The 19,381-nt window shown below is 61.7% G+C and carries 15 protein-coding genes; 8 read left to right on the top strand and 7 right to left on the bottom strand.

The window, feature by feature from the left end:
* Nucleotides 1-342 precede the first annotated feature (342 nt).
* Complete coding sequence (locus QMO80_RS05505; protein WP_283199180.1) at nt 343-978, top strand: outer membrane protein; 636 nt, start codon at nt 343-345, stop codon at nt 976-978.
* 75 nt (nt 979-1,053) lie between these two features.
* Here QMO80_RS05505 and QMO80_RS05500 read toward each other — a convergent pair whose 3' ends face one another.
* Together QMO80_RS05500 and QMO80_RS05495 are read right to left on the bottom strand one after the other, a co-directional pair.
* Nucleotides 1,054-1,650 carry a glutathione S-transferase family protein gene (locus tag QMO80_RS05500; RefSeq protein WP_283199179.1) on the bottom strand — a complete coding sequence of 199 codons (597 nt, stop codon included), beginning with the start codon at nt 1,648-1,650 and terminating at the stop codon, nt 1,054-1,056.
* A gap of 58 nt (nt 1,651-1,708) precedes the next feature.
* Nucleotides 1,709-2,578 (bottom strand): 23S rRNA (adenine(2030)-N(6))-methyltransferase RlmJ, encoded by an 870-nt coding sequence (locus tag QMO80_RS05495; RefSeq protein WP_283199178.1) that lies wholly within the window; start codon nt 2,576-2,578, stop codon nt 1,709-1,711.
* Nucleotides 2,579-2,594: 16 nt separating this feature from the next.
* On the opposite strand from QMO80_RS05495, the gene QMO80_RS05490 reads away from it, so the two are divergent.
* From QMO80_RS05490 to QMO80_RS05480, 3 genes are all read left to right on the top strand, one after another.
* Nucleotides 2,595-4,799, top strand: a complete 2,205-nt coding sequence (locus QMO80_RS05490; protein WP_283199177.1) for a molybdopterin oxidoreductase family protein — start codon at nt 2,595-2,597, stop codon at nt 4,797-4,799.
* On the top strand, nt 4,796-5,386 hold the full coding sequence (locus tag QMO80_RS05485; RefSeq protein ID WP_283199176.1) for an NUDIX domain-containing protein: 591 nt from the start codon (nt 4,796-4,798) through the stop codon (nt 5,384-5,386). The genes QMO80_RS05490 and QMO80_RS05485 overlap by 4 nt, the downstream gene beginning before the upstream one ends.
* Nucleotides 5,387-5,535: 149 nt before the next feature.
* The gene (locus QMO80_RS05480) at nt 5,536-6,705 is read left to right on the top strand and encodes an alpha-D-ribose 1-methylphosphonate 5-triphosphate diphosphatase (protein WP_283199175.1); all 1,170 of its coding nucleotides are present in this window, start codon (nt 5,536-5,538) and stop codon (nt 6,703-6,705) included.
* Between the two features lie 935 nt (nt 6,706-7,640).
* Here the strand turns inward: QMO80_RS05480 and purN are convergent.
* Nucleotides 7,641-8,312 (bottom strand): phosphoribosylglycinamide formyltransferase, encoded by a 672-nt coding sequence (purN, locus tag QMO80_RS05475; protein ID WP_283199174.1) that lies wholly within the window; start codon nt 8,310-8,312, stop codon nt 7,641-7,643.
* Entirely contained in the window at nt 8,309-9,382 is a 1,074-nt protein-coding gene (gene purM / locus QMO80_RS05470) for a phosphoribosylformylglycinamidine cyclo-ligase (RefSeq protein ID WP_283199173.1), read from the bottom strand. Before purM ends, purN begins: the two co-directional genes overlap by 4 nt.
* Before the next feature lie 245 nt (nt 9,383-9,627).
* On the opposite strand from purM, the gene QMO80_RS05465 reads away from it, so the two are divergent.
* The 4 genes from QMO80_RS05465 (at nt 9,628) to ppx (ending at nt 15,258) form a co-directional block, all read left to right on the top strand.
* Nucleotides 9,628-10,752, top strand: a complete 1,125-nt coding sequence (locus QMO80_RS05465; RefSeq protein WP_283199172.1) for an AI-2E family transporter — start codon at nt 9,628-9,630, stop codon at nt 10,750-10,752.
* Nucleotides 10,745-11,458 (top strand): DnaA regulatory inactivator HdaA, encoded by a 714-nt coding sequence (hdaA, locus tag QMO80_RS05460; RefSeq protein WP_283199171.1) that lies wholly within the window; start codon nt 10,745-10,747, stop codon nt 11,456-11,458. The genes QMO80_RS05465 and hdaA overlap by 8 nt, the downstream gene beginning before the upstream one ends.
* Before the next feature lie 62 nt (nt 11,459-11,520).
* Nucleotides 11,521-13,725, top strand: coding sequence for an RNA degradosome polyphosphate kinase (locus QMO80_RS05455; protein WP_088940453.1), 2,205 nt, complete (start codon nt 11,521-11,523; stop codon nt 13,723-13,725).
* Nucleotides 13,726-13,737: 12 nt separating this feature from the next.
* Complete coding sequence (gene ppx, locus QMO80_RS05450) at nt 13,738-15,258, top strand: exopolyphosphatase (RefSeq protein WP_283199170.1); 1,521 nt, start codon at nt 13,738-13,740, stop codon at nt 15,256-15,258.
* Nucleotides 15,259-15,543: 285 nt separating this feature from the next.
* Here the strand turns inward: ppx and QMO80_RS05445 are convergent, their stop codons facing one another.
* The 3 genes from QMO80_RS05445 to rnd all read right to left on the bottom strand — a co-directional run bounded on the left by QMO80_RS05445 (nt 15,544) and on the right by rnd (nt 19,326).
* Complete coding sequence (locus QMO80_RS05445; RefSeq protein WP_283199169.1) at nt 15,544-16,902, bottom strand: esterase-like activity of phytase family protein; 1,359 nt, start codon at nt 16,900-16,902, stop codon at nt 15,544-15,546.
* 105 nt (nt 16,903-17,007) lie between these two features.
* Nucleotides 17,008-18,069: an adenylate/guanylate cyclase domain-containing protein gene (locus QMO80_RS05440; RefSeq protein WP_283200117.1), complete on the bottom strand. Its 1,062-nt coding sequence runs from the start codon at nt 18,067-18,069 to the stop codon at nt 17,008-17,010.
* 111 nt (nt 18,070-18,180) lie between these two features.
* Nucleotides 18,181-19,326: a ribonuclease D gene (rnd, locus tag QMO80_RS05435; protein ID WP_283199168.1), complete on the bottom strand. Its 1,146-nt coding sequence runs from the start codon at nt 19,324-19,326 to the stop codon at nt 18,181-18,183.
* Between the last annotated feature and the right edge of the window lie 55 nt (nt 19,327-19,381).

Raw genomic sequence — 19,381 nt, 5'->3', positions numbered from 1 at the left:
GTCTGTCTGCCGACTATATAGGGGCGGGCGGAGATTATATAAATAGGCCGTTGCGGTTGCATCGGTGGGTGGGATATTCTATGTATTATTTAAGAATGCGATTTCTTAAAATAAGTATTTTCGGTTTAACACTTCGGTATGGTTAATGAAGTGTATGTTGCGTCAAAGCAACATCGAATTTCGGCCATGCGGCAGCCACAATGATATCACAATTTGGCTCTTTCAAATCCGCATTTGAGTTCCAATTTCAGTCTCGATCCGGAAGGGACATCTGGCAATATCCCGCCAATGCTTCACTGATAGACAGATGACAAGCGGTGCGGGACTGAAAGGAGACTAAGTATGCGTGTACTCATTGCTGGCCTCATGGCCTCCGTTTTTGCAATTGCGGGCGTCTCGGCAGCTCAGGCGGCCGATGCCGTCGACCAGGTTCCGGAAGCACCGGTCGCCCAGGAAGCCCCGGTCAAGCCGGCCGGCAACTGGGAAGGCTTCTATCTCGGCGGCGCCGGCACCTATAACATGGGCGACTTTGGTTCCGATCGCCACACCTATGGCTTCGGCGGCCAGGTCTTCACCGGCTATAACTGGCAGCAGGGTCAGATCGTTTACGGCGTTGAATCCGATCTCGGCTACAGCGGCGACGATGTTTCCTCGGGCGGCGTCAAGAACAAGTATGGCTGGAACGGCTCCGTCCGTGGCCGCGTCGGCTACGACATGAACCCCTTCCTGCTCTACGGCACGGCCGGTCTTGCCCTCGGCAACATCAAGGTTTCCGACGGTACCTCGGACGAAAGCAAGACGGCCTACGGCTATACGGTCGGCGCCGGCGTCGAAGCTTTCGTGACCAACAACATCACGACGCGCTTGGAATATCGCTACACCGATTACCAGAGCAAGGATTACGACCTCGACTCCGGCAGCTTCTCGCGCGGTTACGACGAGAACAGCGTCAAGCTCGGTATCGGCGTCAAGTTCTAAGCCGAACAACGTTGGAATATGAAGAAGCCGGGCACATCGCCCGGCTTCTTCTGCTCGCTTGTTGTTGCCGGGCGCTCAGGCCTGGGCCTTGAGCTGCTGATAGGCGGGGAATTTCTTTTCGAACTGAGCCAGCCAGTCGATCAGCGGCGCGTGATCGGCTTCCCACTGGCCCTTGAAGCGCAGATCGAGATAGCCGAGCGTCGCGGCGAGCGCGAAATGTCCGCCGTTGAGTTTCTTGCCCGGTTTCGGCGGTTGGGCGCTGAGATGCGCAAGCCCGCTCGTCACCTTCTTCCATTGCCGGTCGATCCAGGGCTGGTGGATCTTTTCCTGATCGCGAAAGCGCCGCTCATACGTGATCGCCAGCAGGCAGTCGCAGATGCCGTCGCAGAGCGACTCGAGGACCTCCGCATCCGTGCGTTTGCCCTTCTTGGAAGGATAGAGCCTGCCCTTCGTCAGCCGGTCGAAATAATGCATGATCGCCACGCTGTCGAAGATCGCGGCGCCGTCATCGGTCAGCAGCGTCGGGATCTTGCCGAGCGGATTGTTCTCCACCAGGATCGCCGGCGCGGTATTGGTGTCGACCCGGATGGCATTCAACTCGATATCCAGGAAATGCGCGGCCATCCGGACCTTGTTGGAATAGGGGGAGGGCGGCGACCAAAGGAGCTTCATGAGATACCTGACGAGATTGTGAAACCGCGGCGGACTATTCCCGAAGCGGGTTAAGGGGTCAATCGTCCTTGACCGTCTTGGTCTCGCCGCGCAGCCAGAAGGCGCGGTGCGAGGCAAAACGGTCCTGCGCCAGATGATCCTTCAGCGCCGGCAGCAGCTGGTGCAGCTCGTCCTTCAGCGTGAAGGGCGGGTTGACAATGACGAGGCCGGAGCCCGTCAGCCCCGTGATGCCGCGGTCGCTGCGAACGGAAAGTTCGGCGCAGAGCATTTTCGGAATGTCGAGCGCCTGCAGCCTCTCGTGGAATTCCTTGATCGGCGCGCCCTTTTTCAGCGGATACCACAGGCAATAAGTGCCGCCGGGAAAACGGCGATAGGCCTTTTCCAGCCCCTCGGCCAGGCGCTGATATTCGTCCTCTTCCTCGAAGGGCGGATCGACGAGCACGATGCCGCGCTTCTCCTTCGGCGGCAGATGCGCGCCGAGCGCCAGCCAGCCGTCGAGCTCGGTGATGCGGGCGTGATGATCGCCCTCGAACAGCCGGTGCAGCCTGACAAAATCCTCGGGGTGCAGTTCCATCGCCGACAGCCGGTCCTGCGGCCGGAACAGCAGGCGCGCCAATTTCGGCGATCCGGGATAGAAGCGGACGCCGCCCTCGGGATTGAGTTCGCGGATGGCTGTCAGGTAGGGCTCCAGCAGTTCGGAAACCTGAGGTCCGAGATCGGCCTCCATCAGCTTACCGATGCCGTCGAGCCATTCGCCGGTTTTCTGCGCTTCTTCGGAGGAGAGGTCGTAGAGCCCGATGCCGGCATGCGTGTCGAGCACGCGGAAGGCCCCCTCCTTTTTCTGCATGTAGCGGATCAGCCGCGCCAGCACGGCATGTTTCAGCACATCGGCAAAATTGCCCGCATGATAGATGTGGCGGTAGTTCATTTTCGCTGATGTCCGTATGAATTCGCGTCATGGGAAAGTTTTGTGGCTTTTGGCCGTGCAAGGCTTGGAATATACAAATGCCATGAACATTGCGACCCCCATCCACGCCAAATCCCCGAATCCGGATACCAGGGTAGGCCACACGGCCTGTCCGCACGACTGTCCCTCCACCTGCGCGCTGGAGGTCGAGATATCCGAGGACGGCCGCATCGGCCGCGTGCGCGGCGCCGGCGACCATTCCTACACCTCCGGCGTCATCTGCGCCAAGGTCGCCCGTTATGCCGAGCGGCTCTACCATCCCGACCGCCTGATGCATCCCTTGCGCCGCGCCGGCGCCAAGGGGGCCGGGCAGTGGCAGCAGATTTCCTGGGACGATGCGCTGGACGAGATCGCCGAAGCCTTCGTCAACGCCGAGGCAAGGGACGGCAGCGAGGCGATCTGGCCCTATTTCTATGCCGGCACCATGGGCTGGGTGCAGCGCGATTCCATCGATCGCCTGCGTCACGCCAAGCGCTATTCCGGTTTCTTCTCGTCGATCTGCACCAACCCCGCCTGGACCGGCTTCACCGTCGCGACCGGCACACTGCGCGGCCCCGATCCGCGCGAGATGGGCCGCACCGATTGCGTCGTCATCTGGGGCACCAATGCGGTTTCGACCCAGGTCAACGTGATGACCCACGCCATCAAGTCGCGCAAGGAGCGCGGCGCCAAGATCGTCGTCATCGACATCTACGACAATCCGACGATGAAGCAGGCCGACATGGCCTTGATCGTCAGGCCGGGCACCGACGCGGCACTTGCCTGCGCCGTCATGCACATCGCCTTTCGCGACGGCTATGCCGACCGGGACTACATGGCTAGATATGCCGATGATCCCGCCGGTCTCGAAGCCCATCTGAAAACCAGGACGCCGCAATGGGCCGCTGACATCACCGGCCTTTCGGTCGAGGAGATCGAAGCCTTCGGCCGCCTCGTCGGCACGACGAAAAAGACCTTCTTCCGCCTCGGTTACGGCTTCACTCGCCAGCGCAACGGCGCGGTCGCCATGCATGCAGCCGCCTCGGTCGCCACCGTTCTCGGCTCCTGGCAGTATGAGGGCGGCGGCGCTTTCCATTCCAACAGCGATATCTTCCGCATGAACAATGCGGAACTGACCGGCCGGTCGATGAAGGATGCCGATATCCGCATGCTCGATCAGTCGCAGATCGGCCGGGTGCTGACCGGCGATCCGGTGGCGCTGCGCCATCGCGGCCCGGTGACGGCCATGCTGATCCAGAACACCAACCCGGCCAACATCGCCCCCGAGCAGCGCCTCGTCAAACGCGGCTTTGCCCGCGACGACCTTTTCGTCGCCGTGCACGAGCAGTTCATGACCGAGACGGCCGATATTGCCGATATCGTCATTCCCGCGACGATGTTCGTCGAGCATGACGATATCTACCGGGCCGGCGGCCAGAACCATATCCTGCTCGGGCCGAAGCTGGTCGAGCCGCCGCCAACCGTCCGCACCAATCTCTTCGTCATCGAGGAACTGGCCAAACGCCTCGGTGTCGCCGATCGCCCTGGCTTCGGCTTTTCAGCCCGCGAGATGGTCGACCGCGTGCTCGAATCGAGCGGCCTGCCGGGTTACGACCATTTCCTCGAACACAAATGGTTCGATCGCCAGCCCGCCTTCGAGGAGGCGCATTTCTTGAACGGCTTTGCCCATCCCGACGGCAAGTTTCATTTCCGGCCGGACTGGATCGATCAGCCGGCGCCCAACAAGCCGCCGGCGGCGGTCGGCCTGCTCGGGCCGCATGGGGAGCTGCCTGTATTCCCCGATCAGGTCGATGTCATCGAAGTCGCTGATACCGACCATCCCTTCCGTCTCGCCACCTCGCCGGCGCGTAACTTCCTGAATTCGAGCTTCGCCGAGACCAAGACCTCCCGCCAGAAGGAGGGCCGCCCCGAGGTGATGATCAACCCCGCCGACGCCGAAGCCGGCGGCATCGCCCATGGCGATCTCGTCCGCATCGGCAACAGCCGCGGCGACCTGCGCATCCATGCCCGCATCACCACCGAAGTGAAATCGGGCGTGCTGATCGCCGAGGGCCTCTGGCCGAACAAGGCGCATGTCGACGGCGAGGGTATCAACGTCTTGACCGGCGCTGACCCGGTCGCGCCCTATGGCGGGGCGGCCGTGCACGACAACAAGGTCTGGCTTCGCAAGGACACAGCATGATGCAGCCGAAATCACGCGTGAAGATCGTCAGCACGGAAACGCTGTCGAATGGGTGGACGAAGCTCAGCAGCTATCTGCTCGATTACATCGACCGCAAGGGCGCGACCCAGCGCTTGAAGCGGGAGGTCTACCACCGCACGCCCGCTGCCTGCATCCTGCTTTACGATCCGCAACGCGATCTCGTCGTTCTCGTCCGCCAGTTCCGTCTTGCCGTGCATATCAACGGCGATCCCGCCTGGATGATCGAGGTGCCGGCCGGCCTTCTCGATGACGATCATCCCGAACAGGCGATCCGCCGCGAGGCGATGGAGGAAACCGGTTACCACCTGCGCGACGCGCGTTTCCTGTTCAAGTGCTATACCTCGCCCGGCGCCATCACCGAAGTCGTCCACTTCTTCGTCTCGCTGATCGACATCGACGACCGCGTGGCCGAAGGCGGTGGCCTGGACGAGGAGCACGAGGATATCGAGGTTCTCGAAGTCCCGCTCGATGAAGCCGCCGGAATGATCGAAAACGGCGAGATCTTCGACGCCAAGACGATCATGCTGCTGCAATGGGCCGTGTTGAACAGGAATAAACTCCGATAGCGGATGAGCGGTCTCGGACAAGCCCGCCGGGGTGGGCTCAAGACGGTTTCGCGATCGCGGTTATGGCGTTCGAAAAGTTCATACGTTTGTCACGAAGCGGTTCTATCCGCTGCGGTCTGTCAATCATCGATGCGGTCAGGAGAAAGCCCATGTGGCTCAGCAATTTCACCCTCGTTCTCCCAAACGAGGTGGTGAGTGAAGGTTCCGTGCGGGTCGAAGACGGCGCCATCGCCGAAATCAGGCCGGAGCCGGTCGCCGGGGCTGCCATCGATGGTGGCGGCCGGCTGCTGATGCCGGGATTCGTCGATCTCCACGGCGACATGATCGAGCGCGAGATCGCCCCACGCCCGAACGCGACGATGCCGATCGATTTCGGCATCCACGAACTCGACAAGAAGCTTGCTGCCGCCGGTGTCACCACCGCCTTTGCCGCCGTCTCCTTCGCCACCGAAAGTGTTTACGGTCACGTCCGCTCGCTGGAGACCACCTCGGCGGTGATCGAGGGCATCAACCGGCTGCGCGATGATCTGCTGATCGATCACCGCGTCCACGCCCGCTATGAAATCACCAATGTCGGCGCCGCTCCTGCACTCGAGCGCCTGCTGAATGCCGGTCAGGTCGACATGGTCTCGCTCACCGACCACACGCCGGGCCAGGGCCAGTACAACAACCTGCAAAGCTACATCCTCAGCATTTCCGAGCGCCGCGCCATCTCCGAGGACATGGCCGCCGAGATCGTCGCCAAGCGCATCGCCATGCGCAGCAATCCTGAGATCGAGGCCAAGCTGAGGGAGATCGTCGCGCTGTCGCTGAAGCACAGACTGTCGCTGGCCTCGCATGACGACGACAGCGTCGAGAAGGTCGCCGAAATGCACGATCTCGGCGTCACCATCAGCGAGTTCCCGGTGACGGCGCCCGCCGCGGAAGAGGCGCGCCGCCGCGGTCTCTGGACGCTGATGGGCGCGCCGAATGCGCTGCGCGGCCAGTCGATGTCGGGCAATCTCAGTGCCCTCGATGCCGCCAGGGCCGGCCTCTTGAGCGTCATCGCCGCCGATTATCACCCGGCCGCCTTCGTGCCCGGCATCTTCAAGCTCGCCGACATGGTGGAAGGCGGCCTGCCTTCAGCCGTCGCCATGGCGACCGGCAACGCCGCCCGCTCCGCCGGCCTGTCGGACCGCGGCGAAATCGCCATCGGCCAGCGCGCCGATCTGGTCGCGGTCGAGCCCGGCGACATCAACCGCATCCGCGCCACCTTCCGCGCCGGCCGCTTCGTCTACAGCGACGGCACGCTGCATCCGCTGCGGGCGCTGGCGGCTTAGCGGCACGTCTGAGCGTCGAGACAGAATGACAAGATCACGGCGAAACGGGCTTTCTCGTCGGCGGTACCCGGACTATCACATAACTCCGGAACAAGACTGCCAACGATGCGGAATCAAGATGTCATCTGAGCCAAGGTTGCTGCACAAGGAGTGGGGGCTGCTGCCTCTGGTTTTAAGTGGAATTGCAACAGTATCTGTAATTATTATATCAATTTACTATGATAACCAATATGGAATCCCGACGATCTACATAGGTGGTAGATACATACAGTGCCAGAAGTCGGTTGCTTCCTTATTAAATGCCATAACGTTGGTGTATAAATACCCAGGATTGGCTCTTATAGTTATTTCATTGATTTCTGTTATTTTTTGTTATGTTTATGACAGAGGTATGTTTATATTTATAATAATATGTTTTGTTCTTTTCAGCTATCCGTTCACCACCATATTGGCTGGATCCAAGATTGTTTTAAGTGAATCCTCGATGGAGACCATGTGCGAAAGAGGAAGTTACGGATCTGTTGCGATCCATCTTCCGGTGTTGTTTTTGTCGTCCTACGTGATCATTGGAAACATTGTTCTCTTAGCCAAGCGCTGGCTTAGAGGAAGAACCAAAAATGGCTGAGACGATGAGAGTGGGGTGATTATCGCCTTATCCTTCATGTCGCGAGCGCTGGAATCACAGATTGTTTGCCTCATGACGTACAACTTGTTTCTTGTTTCATTCCTTTTGTATCGCAACAGCCACAGCTGCACTGAGAAATGACTGCAGGAAAACCGGCAAACGCCGGGAGATTACGCTGATCGAAAAGGAGCTGGAAGGCTTGCCGCGCCTGTTCGATCAGGGGCTCGTTCCTGCCAACGGGTATATGCGCTGCAGCCGTTGTGCGCATGGTATTTGACTTGGGAAAGCTACCTGCCTGGCAGGCAGCAACCTAACAGCGGTCGCCGATCAGCGAGATGAGCTGGGCCTTGGGCGCAACGGCCGAAGCCGCGATGCCCACGGCCCTGCCGCCGTCCATCGTCACGCGGCCTTCGGCGAAGAGCCGCAGCGCCTGCGGATAAATCTGGTGTTCGACGGTGAGCACGCGCGCGGCAAGGCTTTCGGCCGTGTCGCCGGAAAGGACCGGCACGGCGGCCTGGCCGATCACCGGTCCCTCATCCATGCCTTCGGTGACGAAATGCACGGTGCAGCCGGCGATGCGCATGCCGGCGTCGATCGCGCGCTGATGGGTGTGGAGGCCCGGAAACAGCGGCAGCAGGGAAGGGTGGATGTTGAGCATCCGGCCTTCGTAACGCTGGATGAAGGTCGCCGTCAGCAGCCGCATGTAGCCCGCCAGGCAGAGGATGTCGGGGGAAAGCTCGTCGAGCGCGGAAAAGATCGCCGCCTCATGCGCCTCTTTGCTGGCATAGTCCTTGCGAGGAAAGGCGAAGGTAGCGATGCCTTCGGCCGCCGCCTTGGCAAGCCCGCCGGCCTCAGTCTTGTCGGAGATCACGCCGACGATCTCGGCCGGGTAGTCGGCGGCCTTCGCCGCCGCAACCAGCGCCATCATGTTGGAGCCGCCGCCGGAGATCAGGACGACGACGCGTTTGCGCTTCGCGCTCATATGGCAAGCGTGCCCTTGTAGACCGTGCCGGCGGCACCCTCGTCGCGGGCGATCATGCGGCCGAGCGTGACGACCGTCTCGCCCTCGGCTTCGAGGGCGGCGGAAACGGCCGCGACATTCTCGCCGGCGACGACGGCGATCATGCCGACGCCGCAGTTGAAGGTGCGCAGCATTTCCTTGGTTTCGACGCCGCCCGTCCTGGCGAGCCACGAAAACACCGTGGGAACCTTGACGGCGGCAAGATCGATCTCGGCCGCCAGATGCTTCGGCAGCACGCGCGGAATATTCTCAGGGAAGCCGCCGCCGGTAATGTGGGCCAGCGCCTTGATGGCGCCGGTCTCGCGGATCGCCTTCAGCAGCGGCTTCACATAGATGCGGGTCGGCTCGAGCAGCGCTTCGCCGAGCTTCCTGCCTTCGGCGAACGGCGCCGGCGCATCCCAGCCGAGGCCGGACAGTTCGACGATCTTGCGCACCAGCGAGAATCCGTTGGAATGGACACCGGAGGAGGCAAGCCCGAGGATCACGTCACCCTCGGCAATATCGCCGGAGGGAAGCAGCTTGCCGCGTTCGGCAGCTCCGACGGCAAAACCGGCGAGGTCATAGTCGCCGGAGGAATACATGCCGGGCATTTCGGCCGTCTCGCCGCCGATCAGCGCGCAGCCGGCCTGCCGGCAGCCGGCGGCGATGCCGCCGACGATTGCCGCGCCCTGGTCGGGGTCGAGCTTGCCGGTGGCGAAATAATCGAGGAAGAACAGCGGCTCGGCGCCCTGGACGACGAGATCGTTGACGCACATGGCGACGAGGTCGATGCCGACGCTGTCGTGATAATCGGCATCGATGGCGATCTTCAGCTTGGTGCCGACGCCGTCATTGGCGGCAACCAGAACCGGATCGGTAAAGCCGGCGGCCTTGAGGTCGAAGAGCCCGCCGAAGCCGCCGATCTCGCCGTCGGCGCCCGGGCGCCGCGTCGAGCGCACCGCCGGTTTGATCTTCTCGACGAGGAGGTTGCCGGCATCGATGTCGACGCCTGCGTCGCTGTAGGTCAGGCCGTTTTTCCCAGACTGGCTCATGCTGGTCTCCGATGGCTATTTCAGGCGGCGGACGCGCCGCGTCATCTGCCGGTCGCAATTGCATGACAGGGGCCTTTATGCAAGCGTCGCATGGCAAAAGCCCCCAATTTCCCGCGTCTTCCCCGAGCCTTTCCGGGATTTGGCGCGACAGGGTTGACCATCTTTGCGCCCGCATCCTATGTGCTGAATGGCCGCGTCGGTTCGAATGCGGCGTTTGGCGGCGGAAAGCGATCAGCGGGGAAGCGATGCCACAGCAAGTCAGCGGCAACAGTCTCAAACGTCAGATTTTCTTCTGGCTGATCGTGCTCGTCTTCTTCATCGTCTTTCTCTATGTCTTCAGCTCGATCCTGCTGCCCTTCATCGCCGGCATGGCGATCGCCTATTTCCTCGATCCGGTCGCAGACCGGCTGCAGCGGCTGGGCATGAGCCGCATGATGGCGACGGTCGTCATCCTGATCGCCTTCGTCATCACCTTCACCCTGGCGCTGATGATCCTCATTCCGGTGCTCGTCAGCCAGTTCAACGATTTTGCCGAGCGGCTGCCGGGTTACATCAGCCAGCTGCAGCAGTTCATCGACAGCTCGAAAAACTCGCTGTTGCCGGACTGGGTCAGGAGCCAGGCCGGCACGCTCAAGGACAATTTCTCCGGCATCCTCTCCGAAGGCATGGGCTTCTTGACCGGGCTCTTCGCGCAGATCTGGAATTCCGGCAAGGCGATCGTCGACGTCATATCGCTGCTCGTCGTCACCCCCGTCGTCGCCTTCTATATCCTGCTCGATTGGGACCGCATGGTCGACAAGGTCGACCAGTGGATCCCGCGCGATTATCTCAGCGACGTCCGCCAGATCGCTAGCGAGATCGATCAGGCGATCGCCGGCTTCATCCGCGGCCAGGGCTCGCTATGCCTCATCCTCGGCATCTATTATGCCGCCGGCCTTTCCCTCGTCGGGCTGAATTTCGGCCTGCTGATCGGGCTCTTTGCCGGCATGATCAGTTTCATTCCCTATGTCGGCTCGCTGGTCGGCCTCGTTCTCGCCGTCGGCGTGGCGATCGTCCAGTTCTGGCCGGATTATCCCTGGATCGGCCTGGTACTCGCCGTCTTCTTCAGCGGCCAGTTTCTGGAAGGCAATATCCTGCAGCCGAAGCTCGTCGGCTCCAGCGTCGGCCTGCACCCGGTCTGGCTGATGTTTGCGCTGTTTGCCTTTGGCGCGCTCTTCGGTTTCGTCGGACTTCTGGTCGCGGTGCCGGCGGCCGCGGCCGTCGGCGTCCTTGTTCGTTTCGCGCTTTCGCGCTACCTTCAGAGCGATCTTTATTTTGGCGGGTCATCAGGCGGCCGCGCCCGGAAGACGAAATCAGTTCCCAATGAGTGACGTGAAGAACGCTGATCCGAAGCGCAAGGCCGGAGAGCAGCTGCCGCTGGTCTTTTCGCACGATGCCGCCAGCGGGCGCGACGACCTCCTGATCTCGGAGCGTCTCGCCGCCGCCATTTCGATCGTCGATGCCTGGCCGGCATGGCCGTCGCCGGTCGTCGTGCTTGCCGGCCCGGTCGGTTCGGGAAAATCGCATCTCGCCCGCATCTGGCGGGAATTGAGCGGCGCCGTCGACATCCATCCCGAGCTTGGCTCGGACGCGGCCATTGCCGCCGCCGCCGGCCCGGTGCTGTTCGAGGATGCCGACCGCCTCGGCTTCGACGACAATGCGCTCTTCCATGTCATCAACAGCGTTCGCGAAAACGGCACCAGCCTGTTGATAACAAGCCGTCTCTGGCCGATATCCTGGCCGGTTTCGCTGCCGGATCTGCGCTCGCGCCTGAAGGCCGCGACCGTCGTCGAGATCGGCGAGCCCGACGAGGCGCTGCTGTCGCAGGTGATCGTCAAGCTCTTCGCCGACCGCCAGCTTTATATAGATGACAAACTCGTGCTCTATATCGTTGTCAGGATGGAGCGGTCGCTGAATGCGGCCCAGACGATCGTCGAAAGGCTGGACCGGCTGGCCCTGTCGCGCGGCACGAAAATCACCCGGTCCATGGCTGCCGAAGTATTGAATGAATTGGGAAATTCGGAGCCGGCCGATTGACTGTCACAGTTCCGTCGTGAAACTGATATAATTGCCTTCGGCGATTGAGAACGGGGTGGACCATGGATAGTGCAGTCGCAGAGCATCAGGAACTCACTCCGGAAACCAACGACAACACGCCCCCGCTGGAAGAGCTGCTCAAGAGCCCCGAGCGCTTCATCAACCGCGAATTCTCCTGGCTGCAGTTCAATCGCCGTGTCCTGGAAGAAACGCTGAATACCGAGCATCCGCTGCTCGAGCGCGTCCGCTTCCTGTCGATCTCGGCCGCCAACCTCGATGAATTCTTCATGGTGCGTGTCGCCGGCCTTGAGGGCCAGGTGCGCCAGAACATTGTCATCCGCAGTCCCGACGGCAAGACGCCGGCCGAGCAGCTCGATTCGATCCTGCAGGAGATCGACCACCTGCAGATGGAGCAGCAGGCCTCGCTCGCCGTGCTGCAGCAATATCTCGCCAAGGAAGATATCCTGATCGTGCGCCCCGGCGCCTTGAGCGATGCCGACCGCCAGTGGCTGGCCACCGAATTCGAACAGGCGATTTTCCCGGTTTTGACGCCGCTGTCGATCGATCCGGCCCATCCGTTCCCGTTCATTCCCAATCTCGGCTTCTCGATCGGCCTGCAGCTCGTCAGCAAGAACGGCCGCGAGCCGATGACGGCTTTGTTGCGCCTGCCGCCGGCGCTCGATCGCTTCGTCCGTCTGCCGGACGATGGAAACACCATCCGCTATATCACCCTTGAGGATGTCGCCAACATCTTCATCCACCGGCTCTACCCGGGTTACGAGGTGCAGGGCTCCGGTACGTTCCGTGTCATCCGCGACAGCGATATCGAAGTCGAGGAAGAGGCCGAGGATCTCGTGCGCTTCTTCGAAACCGCGCTGAAGCGCCGCCGCCGCGGCAAGGTGATCCGCATCGAGACCGACTCGGAGATGCCGGCCTCGCTGCGCCAGTTCGTCGTTCAGGCGCTGAATATCCCTGATAATCGCGTCGCCGTTCTGCCGGGCCTCCTGGCCTTGAACACCCTGTCCGAGATCACCAAGGCGCCGCGCGAGGATCTCAGGTTTCCGTCCTACAATGCGCGATTTCCCGAGCGCGTCCGCGAACATGCCGGCGACTGCTTCGCCGCCATCCGCGAAAAGGACATGGTCGTCCATCACCCCTATGAATCCTTCGACGTGGTGGTCCAGTTCCTTCTCCAGGCTGCGCGCGATCCTGATGTTCTGGCGATAAAGCAGACGCTTTATCGCACCTCCAACGACAGCCCGATCGTGCGTGCGCTGGTCGACGCCGCCGAAGCCGGCAAGTCGGTGACGGCGCTGGTCGAGCTCAAGGCCCGCTTCGACGAAGAGGCGAACATCCGCTGGGCGCGCGATCTCGAGCGCGCCGGCGTGCAGGTCGTCTTCGGCTTCATCGAACTCAAGACCCACGCCAAGATGTCGATGGTCGTGCGCCGCGAGGAGGGCAAGCTCCGGACCTATTGCCATTTGGGAACCGGCAACTACCACCCGATCACGGCGAAGATCTATACCGACCTCTCCTATTTCACCTGCAATCCGGTGATCGCCCACGACATGGCGAACATCTTCAATTTCATCACCGGCTACGGCGAGCCGGAACAGGGCATGCAGCTTGCGATTTCGCCCTATACGATGCGCCCGCGCATCCTGCGCCACATCGAGGAAGAAATTCAGCATGCCCGGAACGGCGCCCCGGCCGCGATCTGGATGAAGATGAACTCGCTTGTCGACCCCGACATCATCGACGCGCTCTATCGCGCCAGCCATGCCGGCGTCGAGATCGATCTCGTCGTGCGCGGTATCTGCTGCCTGCGTCCGCAGGTGCCAGGCCTTTCAGAGAAGATCCGCGTCAAATCGATCGTCGGCCGCTTCCTCGAACACAGCCGCATCTTCTGCTTCGGCAACGGCCATGGCCTGCCGTCCGATAAGGCGCTGGTTTATATCGGTTCGGCCGACATGATGCCGAGAAATCTCGATCGCCGCGTCGAGACCATGGTTCCGCTGACCAATCCGACTGTTCACGAGCAGGTCTTGTCACAGATTATGCTCGGCAACGTGATTGACAATCAACAAAGCTACGAGATATTGCCCGACGGTACGTCCCGGCGCATGGAAGTGCGCAGAGGCGAGGAACCGTTCAATGCGCAGCAGTATTTCATGACCAATCCGAGCCTGTCGGGCCGTGGTGAAGCTCTGAAGTCCAGCGCGCCGAAGCTGATCGCCGGCCTGCTTGAAGGCCGCAACAACAAGTAAAACTGGACATAAATGGTTGAGTCTGAAGCCCAGGGGCGCCTTCCGGGGATCGCCCCGGTCTCCGTCGTCGATATCGGATCGAATTCCATTCGTCTTGTCGTCTACGAAGGCATGTCCCGTTCGCCAACCGTCCTGTTCAACGAAAAGGTTCTCTGCGGCCTCGGCAGGGGCATTGCCCTGACCGGCAAGATGGATGAAGACAGCGTCATCAGGGCTTTGGCCTCGCTGCATCGTTTCAAGGCCCTGTCCGACCAGGCGCGCGCCGCCACCATGTATGTATTGGCGACGGCCGCCGCGCGCGAGGCGAGCAACGGTCCTGATTTCATCCATCAGGCGGAAACCATCCTCGGCCGCAAGGTCCGCGTCCTCTCGGGCGAGGAGGAGGCGAAATTCGCCTCGCTCGGCATCATCAGTGGCTTCTTCAATCCGGATGGCATCGCCGGCGATCTCGGCGGCGGCTCGCTGGAATTGATCGATATCAAGGGCAAGGAGTTCGGCAAGGGCATCACCCTGCCGCTCGGCGGCCTGCGTCTGTCGGAATATGCCGGCGGTTCGCTCTCCAAGGCCCGCGCCTTTGCCCGCAAGCAGGTGAAGACGGCAAAGCTCTTGTCGAAAGGCGAGGGGCGCACCTTCTACGCCGTCGGCGGCACCTGGCGAAACATCGCCAAGCTGCATATGGAGATGACGCATTATCCGCTGCATATGATGCAGGGTTATGAAGTCTCGCTCGAAGCGATGATGCTGTTCCTCGAACAGGTGGTGACCGCGCGCGATTCCAAGGAGCCGGCGCTGCAGGCCGTGTCCAAGCATCGCCGTTCGCTGCTGCCCTTCGGCGCCGTCGCCATGAAGGAAGTGCTGAGCGCGATGAAGCCGTCGGTGATTTCCTTCTCGGCGCAGGGTGTGCGCGAGGGATATCTCTATTCGCTGCTGTCGGAGGGCGAGCGCCGCCTCGATCCGCTGCTTGCCGCCGCCGGCGAATTGGCGATCCTGCGTGCCCGTTCGCCCGAGCATGCCCGTGAGCTGGCGGAATGGACCGGCCGCATGATGCCTTTGTTCGGCGTCCAGGAAACCGAAGAGGAAAGCCGCTATCGTCAGGCCGCCTGTCTGCTTGCCGATATCAGCTGGCGCGCCCACCCCGACTATCGTGGACTGCAGGCGCTGAACGTCATCGCCCACTCTTCCTTCGTCGGCATCAGCCATCCCGGCCGCGCCTTCATCGCGCTGACCAATTACTACCGTTTCGAGGGCCTGCACGACGACGGCGCCACCGGCCCGCTGGCGCAGATCGCCACGCCGCAGCTCATCGAGCGCGCCAAGCTGCTCGGCGGCATGCTGCGCGTCGTCTACCTCTTCTCGGCATCGATGCCCGGAATCGTCAAGAACCTGACCTTCCGCAAATCGTCGAACCCGGACCTCGACCTCGAATTCGTCGTGCCCCCCGAATACCGCGATTTCGCCGGCGAACGCCTGGACGGGCGATTGCAGCAGCTGTCGAGGTTGACGAACAAGAGGCTGGCGTTTCTGTTCGAGTAGTCTGCGGAAGGCGTTGTGCCGTGCCCGCCCCCCTCTGGCCTGCCGGCCATCTCCCCCACAGGTGGGGAGATCGGCTGGGCGCACCGGTTTCCCAAAGCAGTTGCCGTTGCAGCCCGACGAACGGTAGATGGGCAGGAAGTGCGAGCCACTTGTGATCTCCCCACCTGTGGGGGAGATGCCCGGCAGGGCAGAGGGGGCTGGCGCGGCACACCATCAGTTACATAACTTACCAAACAAAAGGGCGGCGCTCGCGCACCGCCCCCTCCATCTCACATCAAACCCAAATCACTTCGCGTTCAAAAACTCCCCAACCTCCAGCAGGCTGAACTCGTTGTTATCAGCCTTGTCGACAGCGCGGCCGGCGGAGAAGGGGAGGTTGTTGTCGTTGCCGATGATGATGTGGGTGGCGTCGACGCGGTCGACGTTTTCGATCGTCACGAAGGGCATGTCGTAGACGCCGTCCTTGGCTCCGGCCCTCTTCTTGTTGTCGGGGTCCTGAATATTCAGAAGGTCGATATAGCCGATCTTGCGGACGGCCTTGCCGGCATTGGCGTCGTTGAACTCGATCTTGTAGACGCGCTTCAGCTCGGCCGGAGCCTCGAAGCAATCCGGCTTCGGCTGCTTCGGGTCGGCGCAGGTCTTGTCCTTGGTGCCGGCGCCGCTGTCGCGCTCGATGACCAGAGCGGTCGTCTCGTCGAGCATGTTGAAGTCGCCGATCGACACGCCCTTATCCTCGAACGGGTAGAGCCAGCTGCGGCCGGTCCATTTCTTGGCGGCGACGTCGAATTCGATGATGCGGACGGCGGTGTGGCCATCGGCCGTTTCCATCTGGCCGTCATCCTTGTAGAGGGCGCCTTCGAGCAGGCCGTACAGCTTGGAGCCGTCCTTCGACATTGCAAGGCCTTCGAAGCCGCCGGAGCGCTTCAGGTTGAAGACCGGCATCTTCGCGGCCGGGTTGCCCGGAAGCTGGATCAGCGGATTGTCGGGCGAAAGCACCGGCTTGCCGTCGAGCGTCGTCGCGATGACGTCGCTCAGGTGACCCGCAGTGTCGAACTTGAGGATATAGGGGCCGAATTCGTCGCCGAGCCAAAAACCGTCGGCAACCGGTTGGATCGATTCGATATCGAAATCGGCGCCGGTGAGGTAACGCGTATCGGTGCCTTCGAGCACGATCGGGAAGGGGGCGATCTTGTTCGGATCGGAGAGGAAGAGGTTCTTGACGACCTCAGCCTTGTTGGCCGCCCAGTCGAACTTCATCTGGTGCAGGAAGAGCATGGAGTCGGAGGAATTGGCCTTCGAGCCGAAGCCGTTATCCGTCAGCGTCCAGAAGGTGCCGTCAGCCATCGTCTTGATGCCGGAGAAACCCTGGATCGCCTGGCCGTCGAAGGGGAGCTTCAGATCGGTGACGCGGGCGCCGTCCTTGCCGGGAACGGTGCCGAGCGCTTCGGTGCGCTTGCGGTCCGGCGTCGTGAACTTGCCTGAGTGCTTGAGGAATTCAGGGGCGTCTGCCGGTGCCGGAACCATGGTGTTGGCGGGCAGGATCGCCTGGCCGGCGAGCTTGGCCGGAAACTGCTGCTGGTCGGCCGAAGCCGAGGCGGCCATCAGGATGAAAAGCGATACGGAAGCAAAAAGGACGTTCTTCATAATATCCCCATGGAACGATGCCAATGGCTTCCGCTTAACAGGGCTTCCGTGTCAGCGAATTGACGGTTGGGTGAAGCTTTGGTGACGGCTGGGAAATGCCGTTGCTCAGCCGTGCAGGATGACTGCCGGCGTGTTCAGCACGGTCACTGCCCGTGAGGAAAGCGCCATCACACCGAGCGCCTGACCGCGCCCCTTGACGGCATGGGTGCCGAGATCCTCGCAAGCGATATCGTCGGGAAACTCCATGCGCCGGGCAAGCTCGGAGGAGATCAGCACCGGCCGGTTCAGGCTGCGGCAGAGGGTTTCCAGCCGGGCGGTCGTGTTCACGGTATCGCCGAAATAGCTGATCTTGTGATGGTCGACACCGATTTCGGCGGTGATGATCTCGCCGCCGTGAAGCGCGGCCCGCAGTTTCGGAACCTGTCCGTAGCTTTTCCGCCAGCCAGCGGCATTGGCCTCGATATCGGCGAGGATATCGAAGATGCAGCGCACGCAGCGCGCATTCTTGACGCCGCGGGCAAGCGGCCAGGTGATGATCGCCGCATCGCCGACATAGTCGTTGATCATGCCCTTGTGGCGCCGGACCGGCTCGGCGAAGGTCGCAAACAGCGAGCTGAGCAGCTGCTGCGCGCGGAGGTCGCCGTGCTTTTCGGCAAACGCCGTCGAATCGACGAGATCGATGAACAGGAAGACGCGCTCTTCCCTGACCGGATTGCGGTAGCGGCTGACCAGCATGCTCACGAAGACTTCGCGGCCGAGCAGTTCCCGCACGCGCAGGATGAAGATCATCGCCGAGCAGACGGCAAGCGCATAGAGGAAGACCTCGTAGGGCATGATGACGAGATCAAGGAACGACGTTGGCTTCACCATGCCGAGCGATGAGAGCAGCAGGCCGGCGCAGGCAAAGCCGATGCTCATCAGGATCTCGTAGATCACCAGTTCGCTGATGATGAAGGCGAAGGTCGGCAGCTTCTGGATCCGTCTGTAGAGCCGGCGCAACAGCGCCTTGCGCTCGAAGGCGATGATCGGCATGCCGATGAACAGCGCAAAGATTGCCCCGATCACGGGCGTCTGATTGGAGTAGAACATCAGATCATAGACGACGCCGCTGGCGGCCAGAACGATCGTGATCAAGATCCAGTTCTGCGTCGGAGATATTTCCCGCATGCCGTCCTTCGCCCGTGATGTTTCGTCCAGCCATTGTTTCAGCTGGGAAAAAAGCGTCAAGCGAATTCGAATACCGTCTTACGGCGTCGCGGCGCTGTATGGCCCGGGAAGCTAGAGGCTGACGGTTTCGACCTTCCGGCCAACGAAGCGCAGAGCGATCTGACCCTGGATCAGCTGTAGCGCCGGCTCGCCGAAAAGATCGCGCCGCCAGCCGTTGAGGGCGGCGACTTCGGCCTTCTCGCCCTCGGCGGCGATCCTGTCGAGATCCTCGCTGTTGGCGATCACCTTCGGCGCCACGCCATGTTTTTCCGAAATCAGCTTCAACAGCACCTTCAGGAGTTCGACGGCGGCAGCGGCCCCTTCGGGCGCCTGCGCCTGGCGCGGCACATGTGGCATATCGGCTTTCGGAAGAGCGAGTGCTGCGTTGACGGCTTCGATGACGGCGGCGCCGGAGGTCGAGCGCTCCCAGCCTTTCGGAATGGTGCGCAGCCGGCCGAGCGCTTCGGTATCCTTGGGCTGCTGCTGGGCGACCTCATAGATCGCATCGTCCTTCAGCACCCGCGAACGCGGCACGTTGCGGGCGCGGGCCTCGCGTTCGCGCCAGGCGGCGACATATTTCAGGATCGCCAGTTCCTGCGGCTTGCGCAGGCGCATCTTCAGCCGCTGCCAGGCATCGTCGGGATGCAGGTCGTAGGTCTCGCGCGCCTCGAGAATGTCCATCTCCTCGGAGAGCCAGGAGGTGCGGCCTTCGCGATCGAGCTCCGCCTTCAGCCACAGATAGACGTCGCGCAGGTGGGTGACGTCGGCCAGCGCATATTCCAGCTGCTTGTCGGAGAGCGGCCGGCGGCTCCAGTCGGTGAAGCGCGACGACTTGTCGATATGGACGTTCTTGATGCGGCTGACCAACTGATCATAGGAGACGCTGTCGCCGAAGCCGCAGACCATCGCGGCGACCTGCGTATCGAAGATCGGATGGGGAATGAGATTGCCGCGATTGAAGATGATTTCGATGTCCTGGCGGGCCGCGTGAAAGACCTTCAGCACCTTCGGATCGGCCATCAGCTCGAAGAAGGGGGCGAGATCGATGCCCTTGGCCAGCGGATCGACGAGCACTTCGGTCGTCGGGCTTGCCATCTGGATCAGGCAAAGCTCCGGCCAGAAGGTCGTCTCGCGCAGGAATTCGGTGTCGATGGTGATGAAGTCGGACTTGGCCAGCTCTTTGCAGGCGGCCGCCAAATCGGCGGTGGTTTCGATCATATCATTTCATTCGCAAGGAAAAGGTCGGTTGAACCTTCCTTCTCCTTTCGCTTCG

Source organism: Rhizobium sp. BT03 (assembly GCF_030053155.1).
Lineage (GTDB): Bacteria > Pseudomonadota > Alphaproteobacteria > Rhizobiales > Rhizobiaceae > Rhizobium.
The sequence above is the reverse complement of the archived record's forward strand: the minus strand, read 5'-3'. Positions and strand labels throughout refer to the sequence as shown.

What these genes read in the sequence shown, in the direction of transcription:
- purM (WP_283199173.1), bottom strand. Translation starts at nt 9,382, where the DNA reads ATGAGCCAGTCTGGGAAAAACGGCCTGACCTACAGCGACGCAGGCGTC.
- QMO80_RS05500 (WP_283199179.1), bottom strand. Translation starts at nt 1,650, where the DNA reads ATGAAGCTCCTTTGGTCGCCGCCCTCCCCCTATTCCAACAAGGTCCGG.
- hdaA (WP_283199171.1), top strand. Translation starts at nt 10,745, where the DNA reads ATGAGTGACGTGAAGAACGCTGATCCGAAGCGCAAGGCCGGAGAGCAG.
- QMO80_RS05505 (WP_283199180.1), top strand. Translation starts at nt 343, where the DNA reads ATGCGTGTACTCATTGCTGGCCTCATGGCCTCCGTTTTTGCAATTGCG.
- QMO80_RS05455 (WP_088940453.1), top strand. Translation starts at nt 11,521, where the DNA reads ATGGATAGTGCAGTCGCAGAGCATCAGGAACTCACTCCGGAAACCAAC.
- QMO80_RS05485 (WP_283199176.1), top strand. Translation starts at nt 4,796, where the DNA reads ATGATGCAGCCGAAATCACGCGTGAAGATCGTCAGCACGGAAACGCTG.
- ppx (WP_283199170.1), top strand. Translation starts at nt 13,738, where the DNA reads ATGGTTGAGTCTGAAGCCCAGGGGCGCCTTCCGGGGATCGCCCCGGTC.
- rnd (WP_283199168.1), bottom strand. Translation starts at nt 19,326, where the DNA reads ATGATCGAAACCACCGCCGATTTGGCGGCCGCCTGCAAAGAGCTGGCC.
- QMO80_RS05490 (WP_283199177.1), top strand. Translation starts at nt 2,595, where the DNA reads ATGAATTCGCGTCATGGGAAAGTTTTGTGGCTTTTGGCCGTGCAAGGC.
- QMO80_RS05465 (WP_283199172.1), top strand. Translation starts at nt 9,628, where the DNA reads ATGCCACAGCAAGTCAGCGGCAACAGTCTCAAACGTCAGATTTTCTTC.
- QMO80_RS05495 (WP_283199178.1), bottom strand. Translation starts at nt 2,578, where the DNA reads ATGAACTACCGCCACATCTATCATGCGGGCAATTTTGCCGATGTGCTG.
- QMO80_RS05440 (WP_283200117.1), bottom strand. Translation starts at nt 18,069, where the DNA reads ATGCGGGAAATATCTCCGACGCAGAACTGGATCTTGATCACGATCGTT.
- QMO80_RS05480 (WP_283199175.1), top strand. Translation starts at nt 5,536, where the DNA reads ATGTGGCTCAGCAATTTCACCCTCGTTCTCCCAAACGAGGTGGTGAGT.
- QMO80_RS05445 (WP_283199169.1), bottom strand. Translation starts at nt 16,902, where the DNA reads ATGAAGAACGTCCTTTTTGCTTCCGTATCGCTTTTCATCCTGATGGCC.
- purN (WP_283199174.1), bottom strand. Translation starts at nt 8,312, where the DNA reads ATGAGCGCGAAGCGCAAACGCGTCGTCGTCCTGATCTCCGGCGGCGGC.